A 14937-nucleotide genomic window follows, 5' to 3' on the forward strand; every position below is an offset into this window, starting at 1 on the left:
TAATTCTATTAAAGAATAATCAATAGAGAGACAGATTATGAATAAGAAAAAAATATTTGGGGGCTTACTCATCCTTATTATTGGGGTGATTGCTTTTTTTACTTGGTTAGAGAATCGTACACTTGACGGAGAAAAACAGATTGTTAATGCCTCCAAAGAGACCCTCGAAAGAGGAAAGTATCTCTCTATTTTAGGTGATTGTGCATCATGTCATACAACAGAAAATGGCGCGATGTTAGCGGGTGGATATAAAATGGATACACCATTTGGAACCCTCTACAGTAGCAATATCACGCCTTCTGCCGATTATGGTATTGGACGCTGGACAGCAGATGATTTTTACAGAGCAATGACTGAAGGAGTAGCGCCACCTAGTAGAAATCTCTATCCGGCAATGCCTTATGCCTATTTTAATAATATAACTCGTGAAGACTCTGATGCTCTCTACGCTTATTTAATGTCTTTAGAAGCGATCGATGTCGCTCCGCCTAAGAATCAATTATCATTCCCCTATAATCAACGTGCGCTTTTAATCGGTTGGAATATGCTCTTTTTAGATGCTAAAGAACTTCCCGCAGCCTCTAAAGGGAGCTCAGCAGAGTGGGAACGCGGTCGTTATATTGTTAATACATTAGGTCATTGCGCTATGTGTCATACCCCTATGGGACCTTTTGGAGAAGCTAAAAGAGATCAAGTCATGAAAGGGGGAATCTTAGGTCAATTTGCTGCACCCGATATTACGCCCGAAGGCTTAGCAGAACGGGGATGGACAAAACAAGATCTCGAAACATACTTCAAAAAGGGAATTGCACCTCAGGGCTCCGCTTATAGCGATATGTATATGGTGATGTTCAATAGTACGCAACATATGAAAGATGAAGATATCTCCGCAATAGCAACTTACCTTATGGGAGATGATCCTCTTCCCCCTAAAAAGGTAGAGATCCTTACTGTAACTGATAATAATAGTGGTCGAGATATCTACCTCAATATGTGTGCAGCCTGCCATAATGAAGATGGGATGGGCAAACCTAATGTTGCTGTATCGATGATCGGAAATAGTACGCTCCGTAATCCAGATAGTCATAATCTCATTATGACCATTTTAGAGGGGCTCCCATGGCAAGTTTTTCCCGGCTATGAAAGATTGCAAGCAATGCCGGCTTTTAAAGATGACTTAAGTGATGCTGAAATTGCAGATCTCGTCAATTATTTACGCACTTCATGGGCGGGGCTTCCGGGAGATATTACCGAAGATGATATCCAAAAACTTCGATAATATGTTTCAGATTGTTGGAAGTAATAATCAAGAATAATAAGGAATCGTATAGATGAAACAGCTCGACCTATTGGTGATTGAATCGGCATTAAAATGGCTTGCCGCAGGGGAGACAATTTGGCTCTGCACGGTACTTCGCACTTATGGGTCTGCACCGCGCTCGCCTGGGGCTCTCTTTGCGGCAAATAGCAGAGGGGAATATGTGGGTTCTCTCTCGGGAGGCTGTATTGAGGAGGATCTTCTTGTAAAGCTCAAAGAGAATTGGTTTCAAAAAAAGAGTGAAATAATTATCTATGGAGAGATGAGCGATCACTTTCGACCGAATCGACAGCTTCCTTGCGGTGGTACAATCGATGTCCTTCTTGAGCGGCTCGAGCCGGCAGAAGCAAATACGATCTATCTTCAGGCGATGATGCAAGCCTTTACCGGCAAAGGAGAGTTGCTCAAAGAGGTGAAATTAGGGGAATCGGCACGGCTTTTACCTGTCAGTCGTGAGCAACTTCCTGCGGGGATCAATGAGGTCAATGGGGTTATAACGCTCCCCTTAGAAGCAGAGAATCGGATCTTAATTGCCGGCATCTCTGCCGTTGCGCTCTATACTATCGATTTTGCGACAACATTGGGCTTTAAGGTGATTGTTGCAGACGATCGACAAGAGGAGCTTCGGCAATTAGAGAGTTCTCCTCTGATTGAGAGAGTAACGCTACTGAAGACCTTTCCGGCAACATATCTTGAAAATGAGGGAGCCTCTGCACAGACGGCAATTCTCTCACTGACGCATGATCCTCGAATTGATGATTTTACGATGATTGCCGCATTAGAGACGCCGGCATTCTATATCGGAGCAATGGGATCAAAACGTAATAGTGAAAATCGCCTAGCGCGATTACGTGAATGTACGGATTATGAGGAGGCAGATTTAGCACGAATTCATGCACCGATCGGCCTTCCTATTGGAAGTAAAACTCCAGCAGAGATCGCTCTTGCCATTGTTGCTGATATTGTTCGCGTAAAAAATGGGATCTCCCTCTAAGAAGATCCCAGCTCTTTTTGATACCGATAGAAGCTGAACGCTGCCGGTCCTCACTATCGCGTGCTTCCATAAATCGTGCGCCGGCAGATAGCGATCTCCAATCACTGAAACTTCTCTAAAGCTGTTGCAATAAAGTAGGCTGAACGTTGCCGGTCCTCACTATTGCGTGCTTACACAAATCGTGCGCCGGCAGATAGCAATCTTCTACCGCGAATAATCGTTACTTTAATGATAGTGTCCTCGGCATCATTGATGCCGATTCGCGGGCATACAGTAGTAATAAGAGCGAAATGGTTGGCTCCCGCCGCTCCACGGCTTTTCTTAAAAACGATTAATAGAAAGAGTTATTTAAAAAGAGCTGATGATATGCCGGATCTTACTCTTGCAGACTTCCATCAATCTCGCGCCGGCAGGTTGGCATTAAGAATGCCGAATGGTGGGCATGCATTCGTTAAAAGAAGAAAATAGTCGGCTCCCGCCGCTCCACGGCTTCTCTTAAGAATCATTGATTGAAAAATATTCATTGAAAAAAGAAGCTGAACCTTGCAAATCCTCACTATTGCGTGCTTACACAAATCGTACGCCGGCAGATAGCAATCTTCTACCGCGAATAATCGTTACTTTAATGATAGTGTCCCCGGCATCATTGATGCCGATTCGCGGGCATGCAGTAGTAATAAGAGCGAAATGGTTGGCTCCCGCCGCTCCACGGCTTTTCTTAAAAACGATTAATAGAAAGAGTTATTTAAAAAGAGCTGATGATATGCCGGTCCTCACTATTGCGTGCTTATACAAATCATGCGCCGGCGGTTTGTGATCTTTCATCACTAAAATTGCCGGCGATGGATCCTAATCGCTCTTATAGGCTTACTCTTATGGGCTTAGTTAGTACCATAAGCTAATGTGGCAATCTCTTTCGGCATAATCATGACGGATGCGCCATCTTTCGTATAGAGATCACTTGGATTGAGATACTTAATGGTATGCTCTTTTAATCCATAACGGCGTGCCGCTTCTAAAAGTTCTTTCTTATTGGGAGATTTCACCGCAATAATTTCCGGAATCGATTCCACCGGTACTTCAAGCTGCTGCTTCTCTAAGGCTAATTGAGAAAGCGCTAACACTCTTGGGATATAAGCTTTTGTAATGGGTGGCAGATCTAAATTCCAGAAGTTAACCGGCTTGCCTGCTGCACGATTCTTCTTCATACTGCGCAAAACTCGCCCTTCCCCAGCATTGTAAGCAGCTAGCGTCAAGAGCCAATCCCCATCAAAACGGCGATTAAGATATTCTAGATAATCGAGTGCGGCCTCTGTGGCACGAACGAAGTTTAAACGCCCATCTGACTTTTGTGAAATCTGAATCCCAAATGTCTTTGCAGCAGCCGGACCTAATTGCCAAAGCCCAATATGTTGACCATTACGCGCATTAGGACGATATCCACTCTCCACTAACGGAACAAATGCGATCTCAAGCGGTAAGCCTCTGCGTGCTAACTCATCAACGACATAATTAAAGACAACAAGACCATCACCATCTAAATGGGTGAAGACTCCGGCATTTTTTGTCTCATAATTTTGAATCATTGCACGAACACGAGCGTGATCTTTATCTCCCATCCCCATACCATTGTTGAGTTTCGTTGTAAGGAGAAGATCGGGTTCGTAGAGTTGCGCGCGCTCTCGCCCTGATGCATAAGCGACAGTTAGAAGCGAGGCCATCATGCAGAGAAGCAGCAGAAATGTCTGCCCTGTGATGTGGCGCAAGGAGGTGATACGGCTTAAGTAATCGATTGAAAAATAACTCTCTTTTTTAGTCATTCCATTCATTCTATTTGCTAAACAGAAAGGGAGTATAACTGAGATTGATCAAAAAAACCGCTTTATTTTTTTTATTAGAGCGATTTTAACGCTATGGTAAATCCTTTTTATAATCACTTCCTTCACTCATTGATCATGATTTTAAGCAGACTTTAAACAAGCTTTAAACAGATTTTAAACAAACTCTAAACTGATTTAAGATCGATCAATAAAGATCTCAAAATCTATTATCTAAGAGATAAAAGAGAGATAAAGGAGAGAAAAAGAGTGGTTGAATCAATCACTTTTGGGTTACGTTTAAAAGAGTAGAAGAAAGAGAATAGAATAGAGAATTCTAATAGCGATTTTAGTAGCGCTTTAGATCGCGTTTAAAAATAAAAAATGCCAAACGAAAAGCCTTAATGGTATAAAGGAATATTTAGGCACTCTTAAAAATTATGCGGTAAAATGGCACTTATGATAAATCAAGAAAAGCACAAAAAAATCCTTCTAATCAATGGAGTTAACTTAAACCTCTTAGGAATGCGTGAGCCTGAAATTTATGGGAGCACAACGCTTAAGATGCTTGAGTCACACCTGGTAGAATGCGGGAAGGCGTGCGATATCGATTTAATCACAATGCAGAGTAATCGCGAATATGAGATTGTCGAAGCAATTCATGCAGCAAAGCAGAATAATATTGAAGGAATAATTATCAATCCAGGTGCATTTACCCATACAAGTATTGCGATTCGTGATGCTTTTCTCGGCGTAGAGATTCCTTTTGTGGAGATCCATATCTCCAATGTCTTTAGCAGAGAGTCCTTTAGACATACCTCATACCTATCAGATATTGCTAATGGTGTTATTGTCGGGTGTGGACTTTATGGCTATGAACTTGCACTACTCAATATTACGAATATAATCTCTAACAAATACTCGAACAAATAGATCGAAATAAGGAGATTCCTCTATGGAATCTCCTTATCATTTTACATAGGAGCTAATCTTAATGGATATTAAAGAAATTGAAAAACTCGTAGAACTCATTGATAACTCATCCATCGATGAAATCGAGATTACAGATGGTGAAGAGTCTCTTCGTATTAGCCGCTTTCCAAAAGAGACCCAGGTATTTACCGGTCAAATGCCAATGATGCAACCTCAAGCTGCACCACAAACGAATGTACAGATGCCATCTGTTGCAACAACTTCAGCACCAGAAGCAGCTCCTGCTGAACTCTCTGGAAAAATTGTTCGCTCACCAATGGTGGGAACATTCTACCGCGCTGCATCACCAACATCAGACCCATTCACAGAAATCGATGCACAAGTTAATGTCGGCGATGTTGTCTGCATTATCGAAGCGATGAAGATGTTTAATCAAATTGAAGCTGAAGTTTCTGGAAGAGTTGTTAAATTCTTAGTAGAAAATGGTGAGCCTGTAGAGTTTGATCAGCCTCTCATGATCCTTGAATAAGGAGCTATTAGAGATGTTAAAGAAAGTATTAATTGCTAACCGTGGAGAGATCGCCTTGCGAATTCTAAGAGCTTGTAAAGAGCTTGGAATTCAGACTGTTGCGGTTCACTCTACCGGTGATAAGGATCTCAAGCATGTCCGTCTTGCAGATGAATCTGTCTGTATCGGTCCTCCTGCGCCGGGCCTTAGTTACCTCAATATCCCGAGCATTATCGCAGCAGCAGAGTTAACCAATGCCGATGGTATCCATCCTGGTTACGGTTTCTTAGCTGAAAATGCCGATTTTGCAGAGCGTGTTGAGAGCTCAGGCTTTACCTTTATCGGCCCTACAGCGGAGACAATCCGCATTATGGGAGATAAAGTTTCGGCAAAGAAAGCGATGATTGAAGCAGGTGTTCCCTGTGTTCCCGGTTCTGGCGATGCTTTGAGTGATGATAAAGAGGAAAACCTCCGCCTTGCGCGTGAAGTGGGATATCCCATTATCGTTAAAGCTTCCGGTGGCGGTGGTGGTCGCGGTATGCGCGTTGTAGAATCTGAAAAGGATCTCCTTCGCTCAATCGAATTGACGAAATCAGAAGCATTAGCTGCCTTTGGTAATCCTGAAGTCTATATGGAGCGTTACCTTCAAAAGCCGCGCCATATTGAGATTCAGGTCTTAGCAGATGGTCAAGGAAATGCGATCCATCTTGGTGAGCGTGATTGCTCCTTACAGCGTCGTCATCAGAAAGTATTGGAAGAAGCACCTGCTCCCGGCATTACTGCTGAAGAGCGTGCGCGTATCGGTCAAGCGTGTGTTGAAGCGTGTAAACGTATCAACTACCGTGGTGCCGGAACATTTGAGTTCCTCTATGAGAATGGTGAGTTCTTCTTTATCGAGATGAATACCCGTATTCAGGTTGAGCATCCTATTACAGAGATGATCACCGGTGTTGATCTTGTTCGTGAACAGTTGAAGATCGCAAGCGGTATGCCATTGACGATTACCCAAGAGGATATCAAGTTTGAAGGTCATGCGATCGAGTGCCGTATCAATGCGGAGCATCCTGAGACCTTTATCCCCTCTCCTGGTTTAATCACCAATTATCATCCACCAGGTGGCCCTGGTATCCGTATCGATACCCATATCTATGCAGGTTATACCGTTCCACCTTTCTACGATTCGATGATTGCAAAGATTATCTCTTATGCACCCACGCGTGATATGGCAATTGGTCGCCTTAAAAATGCGCTTCATGAGCTCATTATTGAAGGCATCAACACCAATGCTGAATTGCATCTTCGTATCTTAAATGATCCTGTCTTCCTTAAAGGAGGGATGGATATTCACCATCTTGAGAAGATGTTGAAAGAGAGCAAAGTAGAAGCGTAGTAGGATAATAGGATATCAGGATTAATACCGTAAAACGGATTCTCCAATATCAAAATAAAAGAGAGCGATCGAATTAAACCGATCGCTCTCTTTTTTATATCTATTTATTGTATCTGTTTATATTTAACGCTCTTGTGAGATTCTCTCTTATAAAAATCTCTCTTATGAAATTCTATTTAAGAACCTCATCCTTCATCATCTCAATATGGAGATCATCACTATTGATGCAGGGGACAAAGGTATAGGCTTCCCCACCTGACTCCATAAAGAGTTCATAATTCTCCATCGCCATCTCTTCTAATGTTTCTAAGCAATCTGCGCTAAACCCTGGGCAGAAAACAGCGATCTTAGTAATGGCATTGCCGGGGGCTTCTTCAAAGAATTGTGCGGCATAAGGCTGAAGCCACTCTGCGCGTCCAAAACGGGATTGGAAGACCGTTTCAAAACGTTCTAGGGGTTCGCCCATTCGCTCTGCGATTAAGCGCGTTGTCTCTAAACATTGATCAAAGTATGGGTCCCCTTCAAGATAGGTTTGAAGCGGCATACCATGATAGGAGAAGACATATTTATCAAGCTCTAAATCTTTTGTTGATTCACGAATACGCTCAACACAAGCATCGATATAGAGCGGATTTTGATAGTAAGCCCCCAAAACTCGAAGTGCCGGGAAGTAACGCAACTCTTTTAACACCTCCCCAACCTTATCCATCACAGAAGCGGTGGTTGCGGCAGAGTATTGTGGGTAGAGAGGGAAAATAACGATCTCATCGACCTTATCAGCAATCAACTTCTTAATCGCCGATTCGATCGAAGGGTTGCCATAACGCATCGCAATTTCAACTTGGTAATTATCCGGCAATAGCTCTGTTAACTTCTCCGCTTGCGCCTTTGTAATATTGAGTAGTGGCGAGCCATTGTCCCAAACCTCTAGATATTTCTCCGCCGACTTTTGTGGGCGAGTATTGAGGATAATCCCGTAAAGAATGGGGTACCACTTCCATTTAGGCTCCTCAATCACGCGAGGATCTTTCAAAAATTCTTCAAGATAGACCTTCAGCGCCTCTTTTGTCGGTGCATCGGGAGTCCCTAAATTTGTTAATACAACACCAATTTTCTTCATTCTTAAATCTCTACTTTATCGTCGTGAATTTTATGTGAATCATTGCATCAATAAAAAGGGGAATCCCCTTACGGCATCATCTCTTCTACATCATCAATATCATCGATATCATCAATATTTCGATCTCATCTACAACTTTTGAGATAACACATTACATAATTCTCTATTCTAACAGTAGCAGCAAGAAGTTGGCTAATGATTCTCATCATCATTTTCAATCAGCCTCTTTCAGATCTTGAATCAAGATCCCCTATCCAATATTTAAATATTCCATTGCCGGCGCGCTATTTCCGAAAGCATGCAGTAGTAAGATCCAGCAGCGTTCAGCCCTTTTCTCAATAAAGATCTTTCAAGCAATATCATTCAACCAGTCATTCTTAAGAAAGCCTGGGAGTGGCGGGAGCCAACCATTTCGTTCTTTTCAGCTCTGCATGCTCGCCACTTGGCATCAATGATGCCTTCTTCCGGCGCGCGATTTTTGGAAGCATGCAGTAGTAAGATCCGGCACCTCATCAACTTTTATAAAGATAAAAATATTTTGACACTCAAATGATCGCCAACTGCCGGCGCGAGATTTGTAGAAGTATGCAGTAGTGAGGACCGGCAGCGTTCAGCTTCTTTTTTCAATCAACATCTTTTAATCAATCACTCTTAAGAGAAGCTCTGGAGCGGCGGGAGCCAACTATTTCTTTCTTTTCACCTCTGCATGCCCGCCATTTGGCATCAATGATGCCTTCTGCCGGCGAGCTACTTCCGAAAGCACGGGATAGTGAGGTCTGGCAACGTTCAGCCTACTCTATTACAACAGTTTTATAGTAATTTCAGCGATTGGAGATCGCTATCTGCCGGCGCGAGATTTGTGGAAGTATGCAGTAGTGAGGACCGGCAGCGTTCAACCCTTTTCAATCAACATCTTTTAATCAATCTCTCTTAAGAGAAGCTCTGGAGCGGCGGGAGCCGACTATTTCGTTCTTTTCACCTCTGTATGCCCGCCTATTGGCATCAATGATGCCTTCTGCCTGCGCGCGATTTTTGGAAGCATTCAGTAGTAAGATCCGGCATCTCATCAGCTTTTATAAAGATAAAAATATTTTGGCACTCAAATGATCGCCAACTGCCGGCGCGAGATTTGTGGAAGTACGCGATAGTGAGGACCGGCAGCGTTCAGCTTCTTTTTTCGATCAATATCTTTCTACCAATGACTCTTAAGAGAAGCAGCAGAACTGCTGGAGCCAACTATTTCTTTCTTTTCACCTCTGCATGCCCACCTATTGGCATCAATGATGCAGACTAAAACTACAGATCACCTACGAAAAAGGCTAATCAGATCTTATCGATCATGATTAGCCTTTCTTACTTTAGGTCCGCTTAATCAGTTATAAACTCTAATTTATAGACTGCCAGCGCTCAACCGCGAATCGTGCGTATTAACCTAAAAGTGATTTAACCGCGTCAGCTTCTTCACGAAGTTCTTTCTCGGTTGCATCCATTTTTTCACGTGAGTAGTCTGAGATCTCAAGACCTTGAACAATCTCAAAGTCACCATCTTTACAAACACATGGATATGAGTAGATGATACCTTCTTCAATGCCGTATGAACCATCAGCAGGTACCGCCATAGAGACCCAATCGCCCTCTTTAGTGCCTAATGCCCATGAACGCATATGATCAATCGCTGAAGATGCTGCAGATGCCGCAGAAGATGCTCCACGTGCTTTGATGATCGCCGCACCACGTTGTTGAACTTGTGGAATATACTCGTTTTCATACCAGTCACGCTCAATTAACTCAAGCGCAGGCTTACCATTAACAGTTGTAAAGGTTAGATCTGGATATTGTGTTGAAGAGTGGTTACCCCAAATAGTCATCTTCTTGATGTCATTGATGTGTGAACCAGTCTTCTCTGCAAGAAGGCTTAAACCACGGTTATGGTCTAAACGTGTCATTGCATGGAAATGGCGAGGGTTAAGATCAGGTGCATTCTTCATTGCAATCAATGCGTTTGTATTTGCTGGGTTACCCACAACTAAAACTTTTACATCGCGACTTGCATGATCATTAAGCGCCTTACCTTGTGGACCAAAGATCGCACCATTTGCTTCAAGAAGATCTTTACGCTCCATACCTGGACCACGTGGACGCGCACCAACAAGCATTGCGTAATCAGTATCTTTAAACGCAACATTCAGATCATCTGTCGCAATGATATCTTGTACTAATGGGAACGCACAGTCATTGAGCTCCATCACCACACCTTTAAGTGCTTCTAATGCTGGGGTGATTTCTAAAAGCTGAAGGATAACAGGTTGATCTGGACCTAACATATCGCCTGCTGCGATACGGAAAGCCATCGCATAACCGATATTACCTGCTGCACCTGTGATGGTTACTCGTACTGGTTTTTTCATATTTGCTTCTCCTCATAAATAGAATGCACTGTCATTAAAAACTTTTGATAAAACTTTTTGATAAAGCTTTTGAATAAAGCTTTTTAATCTGTATCGAATGAATGTTTGTAGTGAATATGTAATTTTTCTATTATACGCCATTCACTCGGAATGTCTTCTCTATTGTCTATCACTTTTATAAAAGTAGTGTAACAATTAATGTAACAACCAATGTAACAACTAATGTAACAACTAATGTAAGAACTGATGTAACGACTAATGGTTAACAGCGTATAAAATTTTTAAAATCTTTGAAGAGTATTAACGAAGCTTAATCGAAGCTAAACCGACCAATACTAGGATAAAGGTAAAGATCCAGAAACGAACAATCACGCGTGGCTCCGGCCACCCTTTTAATTCAAAATGGTGATGAATCGGCGCCATTCTAAAGAGACGCTTTTTACGTAACTTAAAGGATGCAACCTGTAGAATTACAGAAAGTGTCTCCATCACAAAGAGTCCACTCATAATAAAGAAGACCAATTCTTGACGCACGATAACGGCAATGACCCCTAAAACACCCCCTAAAGAGAGTGCGCCCACATCGCCCATAAAGACCTGAGCGGGATAGGTGTTAAACCATAAAAAGCCCAAACCTGCACCCACAATCGCAGCACAAATTACTAATACTTCTCCGGCACCTTCGACATAAGGGAGCGAGAGATAATCTGCAAAGACCATATTGCCGGCAATATAAGCAAAGATTGCTAATGCACCCCCCACCATAATCGTCGGCATAATCGCTAACCCATCCAGACCATCGGTCATATTAACGGCGTTACTCGCACCAACTATCACTAAATAGGTAAAAGGAATAAAGAGAATCCCTAAGGGAATCGCGAGATCTTTAAAGTAGGGAATTAAGAGATCGGTATCTGATGGGGTCTCTGCCGTAAAGTAGAGCGCACAAGAAGCAAGGAGGCCGGCAGCACTAAGGTAGAGATACTTCTCTTTTGCTCGAAGCCCTAAAGATTGCTTCTTCACCACTTTACGATAATCATCCAGAAATCCAACTGCACCAAAACTGAGCAAAACAAAGAGCACGACCCAGACATCAAAATTGGTCAGATCTGCCCATAAGAGCGTTGAGATCAGAATTCCAAAGATAATGAGGATTCCCCCCATTGTCGGCGTCCCCTGCTTAGAGAGGTGGCTCTCCGGACCATCATTACGGACAAATTGACCGATCTGCTGCTTCTGAAGATAACGAATAAAACTTGGGCCAAAACCGATACTAAAGACAAGCGCCGTCAAGGCCGACATAATTCCGCGCATCGTGATGTATTGAAAAACACGTAGCGGCGACCAGTAATCAGCCAAGAGAGAGAGAAGCGCATACAACATAGTGGTGAATCCTTTAAACGAACTATTCTAATGAAGTAGTGAGTGGAGTGTAACTTGAGTTACTATTTGAGTTACTAATTAGGTTTTTAATTGAGCTCTTAATTGAGTTATCAATCGAAGGATAAGTTCGACTCTTCTGGCATGATTCATGGTTCCATGAGTCATTATGCCATTACTCATCATCGCGATACTCACGTTCCCGGAGAAGCGCTTCATAAAAGTATTGCATATTCATGCTATTAGAACCTTTTAGAAGTATCGTTAAGAGCGCTGAGTCCTCATAAGCGGCAATCGCCTCTTTAAGCGTATCAAGCAGTGATTGATGATCGGGAAAACTGATAGCGCCATCGCCAAAACCTTCAACACTCGCCTTAGTCAATTCTCCTAAGGCAAAGAGCTGGCTAAAACCTGCCTCTTTCGCATAGTGGCCACATTCACGATGGATTGCGATCTCCTCTTTTCCTAATTCACGCATATCCCCTAATACTAGCCAACGAGTGCCGGCATTACAGGCATCAATTCCCGCTTTTAAGGAGTTAGGATTGGCATTATAGGCATCATTGACGAGCTGTACATTCTCTTTAAGTTTTACCACTTGCAGACGACCCTGAACAGCCTCTAAACGCTCAAGCCCTTTCTGAATCGTATCGATCGACTCCCCAGCAGCAACAGCCGCCGCAGATGCTGCTAAGGCATTGAGAATATTGTGTCGCCCTAACAGTTGTAATTCGATCTTCCGCTTCTCTTTAAGTGGCTTTAACTCAAGCTCAAAGGAGCGCCCCTCAATCTGATGCGCCATTACATCTGCAGTCGATTTAATACCAAATGTGAGACTCTTAAAATCGATCACATCTTGCAGCCACTTCTCCGCAAAAGCATCGTCGGCATTGATAATCGCCGTTCCTTCTTCCGCAAGACCTAAAAAGATCTCCGCCTTTGCTTCAGCAACACCTTCAAGAGAGCCAAATCCCTCTAGATGACAAGCACCGGCATTATTTAAGATCGCAATATCAGGCTTTACGATCTTTGTTAAATACTCAATCTCATGAGGATGATTCGCCCCCATCTCAATCACGGCATGCGTATGATGTTTATTGAGGCGAAGTAGCATCAACGGGCAACCAACATGATTATTGTAGTTGCTCTCCGTTGCTAAGACATCGTGGTTCAGTGAGAGGATCGAGGTGATCATCTCTTTGAGTGTGGTCTTACCATTTGATCCCGTTAAGGCAATCATCGTTCCTTGCCACTCTTTACGCCACGCTTTTGCAATTTTACCTAACGCTTTTTGGCTATCTTTAACAACGATTTGTGCAATCTGTGCAGAGGGGACAAAGCGCTCAACAACCGCACCAATCGCCCCTTTTAGTTCTGCACTCTCTAGATAATCGTGAGCATCAAAGCGATCCCCTTTCCATGCAAAAAAGAGCTCACCCGGCTTGAGTTTACGCGTATCACTTGCGCCTCCAAAGAAGTAGGCATCTTGCCCGATCAGCTCACCATTCATAATTTTAGCGGCATCAGATAGCTTCATACGATAACTCCTCGTTATTCTTCTCTACTTCAGCAAAGTCGGAGAAATAGATCTCTCTATCTCCTAAAATTTGGTAATCTTCATGCCCTTTTCCGGCAATCAGAATAATATCGCCCGGCGCACTTCTCTCAATTGCTATTGCAATAGCGGCCGCTCGATCCGCCTCAATCAATACATTTTCACTTGTAGGATCACTCAAGCCCGCTTGAATATCTTCAATAATCGCCATCGGCTCTTCAAAACGGGGATTATCACTCGTGATAATGATCTTATCGGCATGCGCTTCTGCAATCGCCGCCATCAATGGACGCTTTCCTTTATCACGATTACCGCCACAACCAAAAACAACCGAGAGCGAACCCTCTTCGAGATGATCTCGCAAAGAGAGCAATGCCTGCTTTAACGCATTAGGTTTATGGGCATAATCGACAACTGCAACCGCCCCATTTTTAAGATGGAGCATCTCCATACGCCCTTTTACATGGGTAATATGGGGAATAATCTCCACAATCCACTCAATACGTAGACGAAATGAGAGAAGAACCGCGATCGCTGCCACTAAGTTATAGGCATTAAATGCCCCATAGAGCGGACTCTCAATCGGGTATGATTTCCCTTCAAAGTGAAGATTGAAACGGAGTCCTTCTGCATGGAGCTCTAGATCCTCAATCTGAAGATAATTCGCCTCATCTGAAGGCGCTCGGCCAAAGGGGAAAGTTCGCACATCAGGACGCTCCTGCTTTAAGCGCTGATAGATCTTAGCGCCAAAGGGATCATCGAGATTGATCACACTATTTTTTTGAGGATACTCCAAGAAGAGGCGTGCTTTAGCCTCGCCATAGGCCTCTAATGTCCCGTGATAATCGAGGTGATCACGATTGAGATTGGTAAAGACAGTGGTCTCAAAAGAGAGCCCTTCAATCCGTTTTTGATCGAGGGCGTGTGAGGTCACCTCGAGCGCGATAGGGAGTTCCCCATTAATCAATACCCGGACATTATCGTGATTATCGATCTCCGCGAGAGATTGATAGAGCGCTAAAAGATCGGGCGTTGTATGGGTATTCTCCTTCAAGTTATGGAGAAAACCGATACCATTTGTCCCGATAAGACCACAATCAATATTGAGCGCTTCAAAAGCTTTAACAATAAATTGTGTCACCGAGGTCTTCCCTTCCGTCCCCGTAACCCCGATCAGGGCAATGCGTGATTGTAACTCTTCATAATAACGGAAGGTAAGAAGGCGCATCAATGAGTCAATCGATTCCACCTTGAGTACGGGAATTGTCGTGGGATGAGCAATCACCCCTTGAGGATCTTCATAAAGGATGGCACTTACGCCAATTTCTTCTAATGAAGCTAGATAATCGAGCCCATGGCTCGCTTCACCCTGTCTTGCAAAAAAGAGATCTCCAGGCGCTGCATAACGGCTATCTGATGCCAATCCTGAAACCTCAATGGCTAAGAATTCGGCAGGAATATCACCGAGTATCGCTGTTCCTTCTAAAAGTGCCGCTAATTTCATCCATCACTCC

11 protein-coding genes are annotated in these 14937 nt (G+C 43.3%); 5 read left to right on the forward strand and 6 right to left on the reverse strand.

Going from position 1 to position 14937, the window contains the following annotated elements:
* Positions 1 to 37 precede the first annotated feature (37 nt).
* Positions 38 to 1279 (forward strand): c-type cytochrome, encoded by a 1242-nt coding sequence (locus DC082_RS06765; protein WP_109236328.1) that lies wholly within the window; start codon positions 38 to 40, stop codon positions 1277 to 1279.
* A gap of 52 nt (positions 1280 to 1331) precedes the next feature.
* Entirely contained in the window at positions 1332 to 2312 is a 981-nt protein-coding gene (locus DC082_RS06770; protein ID WP_109236329.1) for an XdhC family protein, read from the forward strand.
* A gap of 881 nt (positions 2313 to 3193) precedes the next feature.
* Here the strand turns inward: DC082_RS06770 and DC082_RS06775 are convergent.
* The gene (locus tag DC082_RS06775) at positions 3194 to 4141 is read right to left on the reverse strand and encodes a transglycosylase SLT domain-containing protein (RefSeq protein WP_109236330.1); all 948 of its coding nucleotides are present in this window, start codon (positions 4139 to 4141) and stop codon (positions 3194 to 3196) included.
* A gap of 447 nt (positions 4142 to 4588) precedes the next feature.
* Here DC082_RS06775 and aroQ point away from each other — a divergent pair, with 447 nt between their 5' ends.
* The 3 genes from aroQ to accC all read left to right on the forward strand — a co-directional run bounded on the left by aroQ (position 4589) and on the right by accC (position 6960).
* Entirely contained in the window at positions 4589 to 5062 is a 474-nt protein-coding gene (gene aroQ / locus DC082_RS06780) for a type II 3-dehydroquinate dehydratase (RefSeq protein WP_189363320.1), read from the forward strand.
* A 61-nt stretch (positions 5063 to 5123) separates the two neighbouring features.
* Positions 5124 to 5591 (forward strand): acetyl-CoA carboxylase biotin carboxyl carrier protein, encoded by a 468-nt coding sequence (accB, locus tag DC082_RS06785; RefSeq protein WP_109236331.1) that lies wholly within the window; start codon positions 5124 to 5126, stop codon positions 5589 to 5591.
* Positions 5592 to 5604: 13 nt separating this feature from the next.
* Positions 5605 to 6960 carry an acetyl-CoA carboxylase biotin carboxylase subunit gene (gene accC, locus DC082_RS06790; RefSeq protein WP_109236332.1) on the forward strand — a complete coding sequence of 452 codons (1356 nt, stop codon included), beginning with the start codon at positions 5605 to 5607 and terminating at the stop codon, positions 6958 to 6960.
* Positions 6961 to 7132: 172 nt separating this feature from the next.
* On the opposite strand, the gene hemH is transcribed toward accC, so the two are convergent.
* The 5 genes from hemH to DC082_RS06815 all read right to left on the reverse strand — a co-directional run bounded on the left by hemH (position 7133) and on the right by DC082_RS06815 (position 14927).
* Positions 7133 to 8080, reverse strand: coding sequence for a ferrochelatase (hemH, locus tag DC082_RS06795; RefSeq protein WP_109236333.1), 948 nt, complete (start codon positions 8078 to 8080; stop codon positions 7133 to 7135).
* A gap of 1427 nt (positions 8081 to 9507) precedes the next feature.
* Entirely contained in the window at positions 9508 to 10488 is a 981-nt protein-coding gene (locus DC082_RS06800; protein WP_109236334.1) for a malate dehydrogenase, read from the reverse strand.
* 300 nt (positions 10489 to 10788) lie between these two features.
* Positions 10789 to 11871, reverse strand: coding sequence for a phospho-N-acetylmuramoyl-pentapeptide-transferase (mraY, locus tag DC082_RS06805; protein WP_109236335.1), 1083 nt, complete (start codon positions 11869 to 11871; stop codon positions 10789 to 10791).
* Positions 11872 to 12043: 172 nt separating this feature from the next.
* Positions 12044 to 13405, reverse strand: coding sequence for a UDP-N-acetylmuramoyl-tripeptide--D-alanyl-D-alanine ligase (locus tag DC082_RS06810; protein ID WP_109236336.1), 1362 nt, complete (start codon positions 13403 to 13405; stop codon positions 12044 to 12046).
* Positions 13392 to 14927 carry a UDP-N-acetylmuramoyl-L-alanyl-D-glutamate--2,6-diaminopimelate ligase gene (locus tag DC082_RS06815; RefSeq protein ID WP_109236337.1) on the reverse strand — a complete coding sequence of 512 codons (1536 nt, stop codon included), beginning with the start codon at positions 14925 to 14927 and terminating at the stop codon, positions 13392 to 13394. The genes DC082_RS06810 and DC082_RS06815 overlap by 14 nt, the downstream gene beginning before the upstream one ends.
* Positions 14928 to 14937: the final 10 nt, after the last annotated feature.

Source organism: Ignatzschineria indica (assembly GCF_003121925.1).
GTDB classification, from domain to species: Bacteria; Pseudomonadota; Gammaproteobacteria; order Cardiobacteriales; family Wohlfahrtiimonadaceae; genus Ignatzschineria; species Ignatzschineria indica.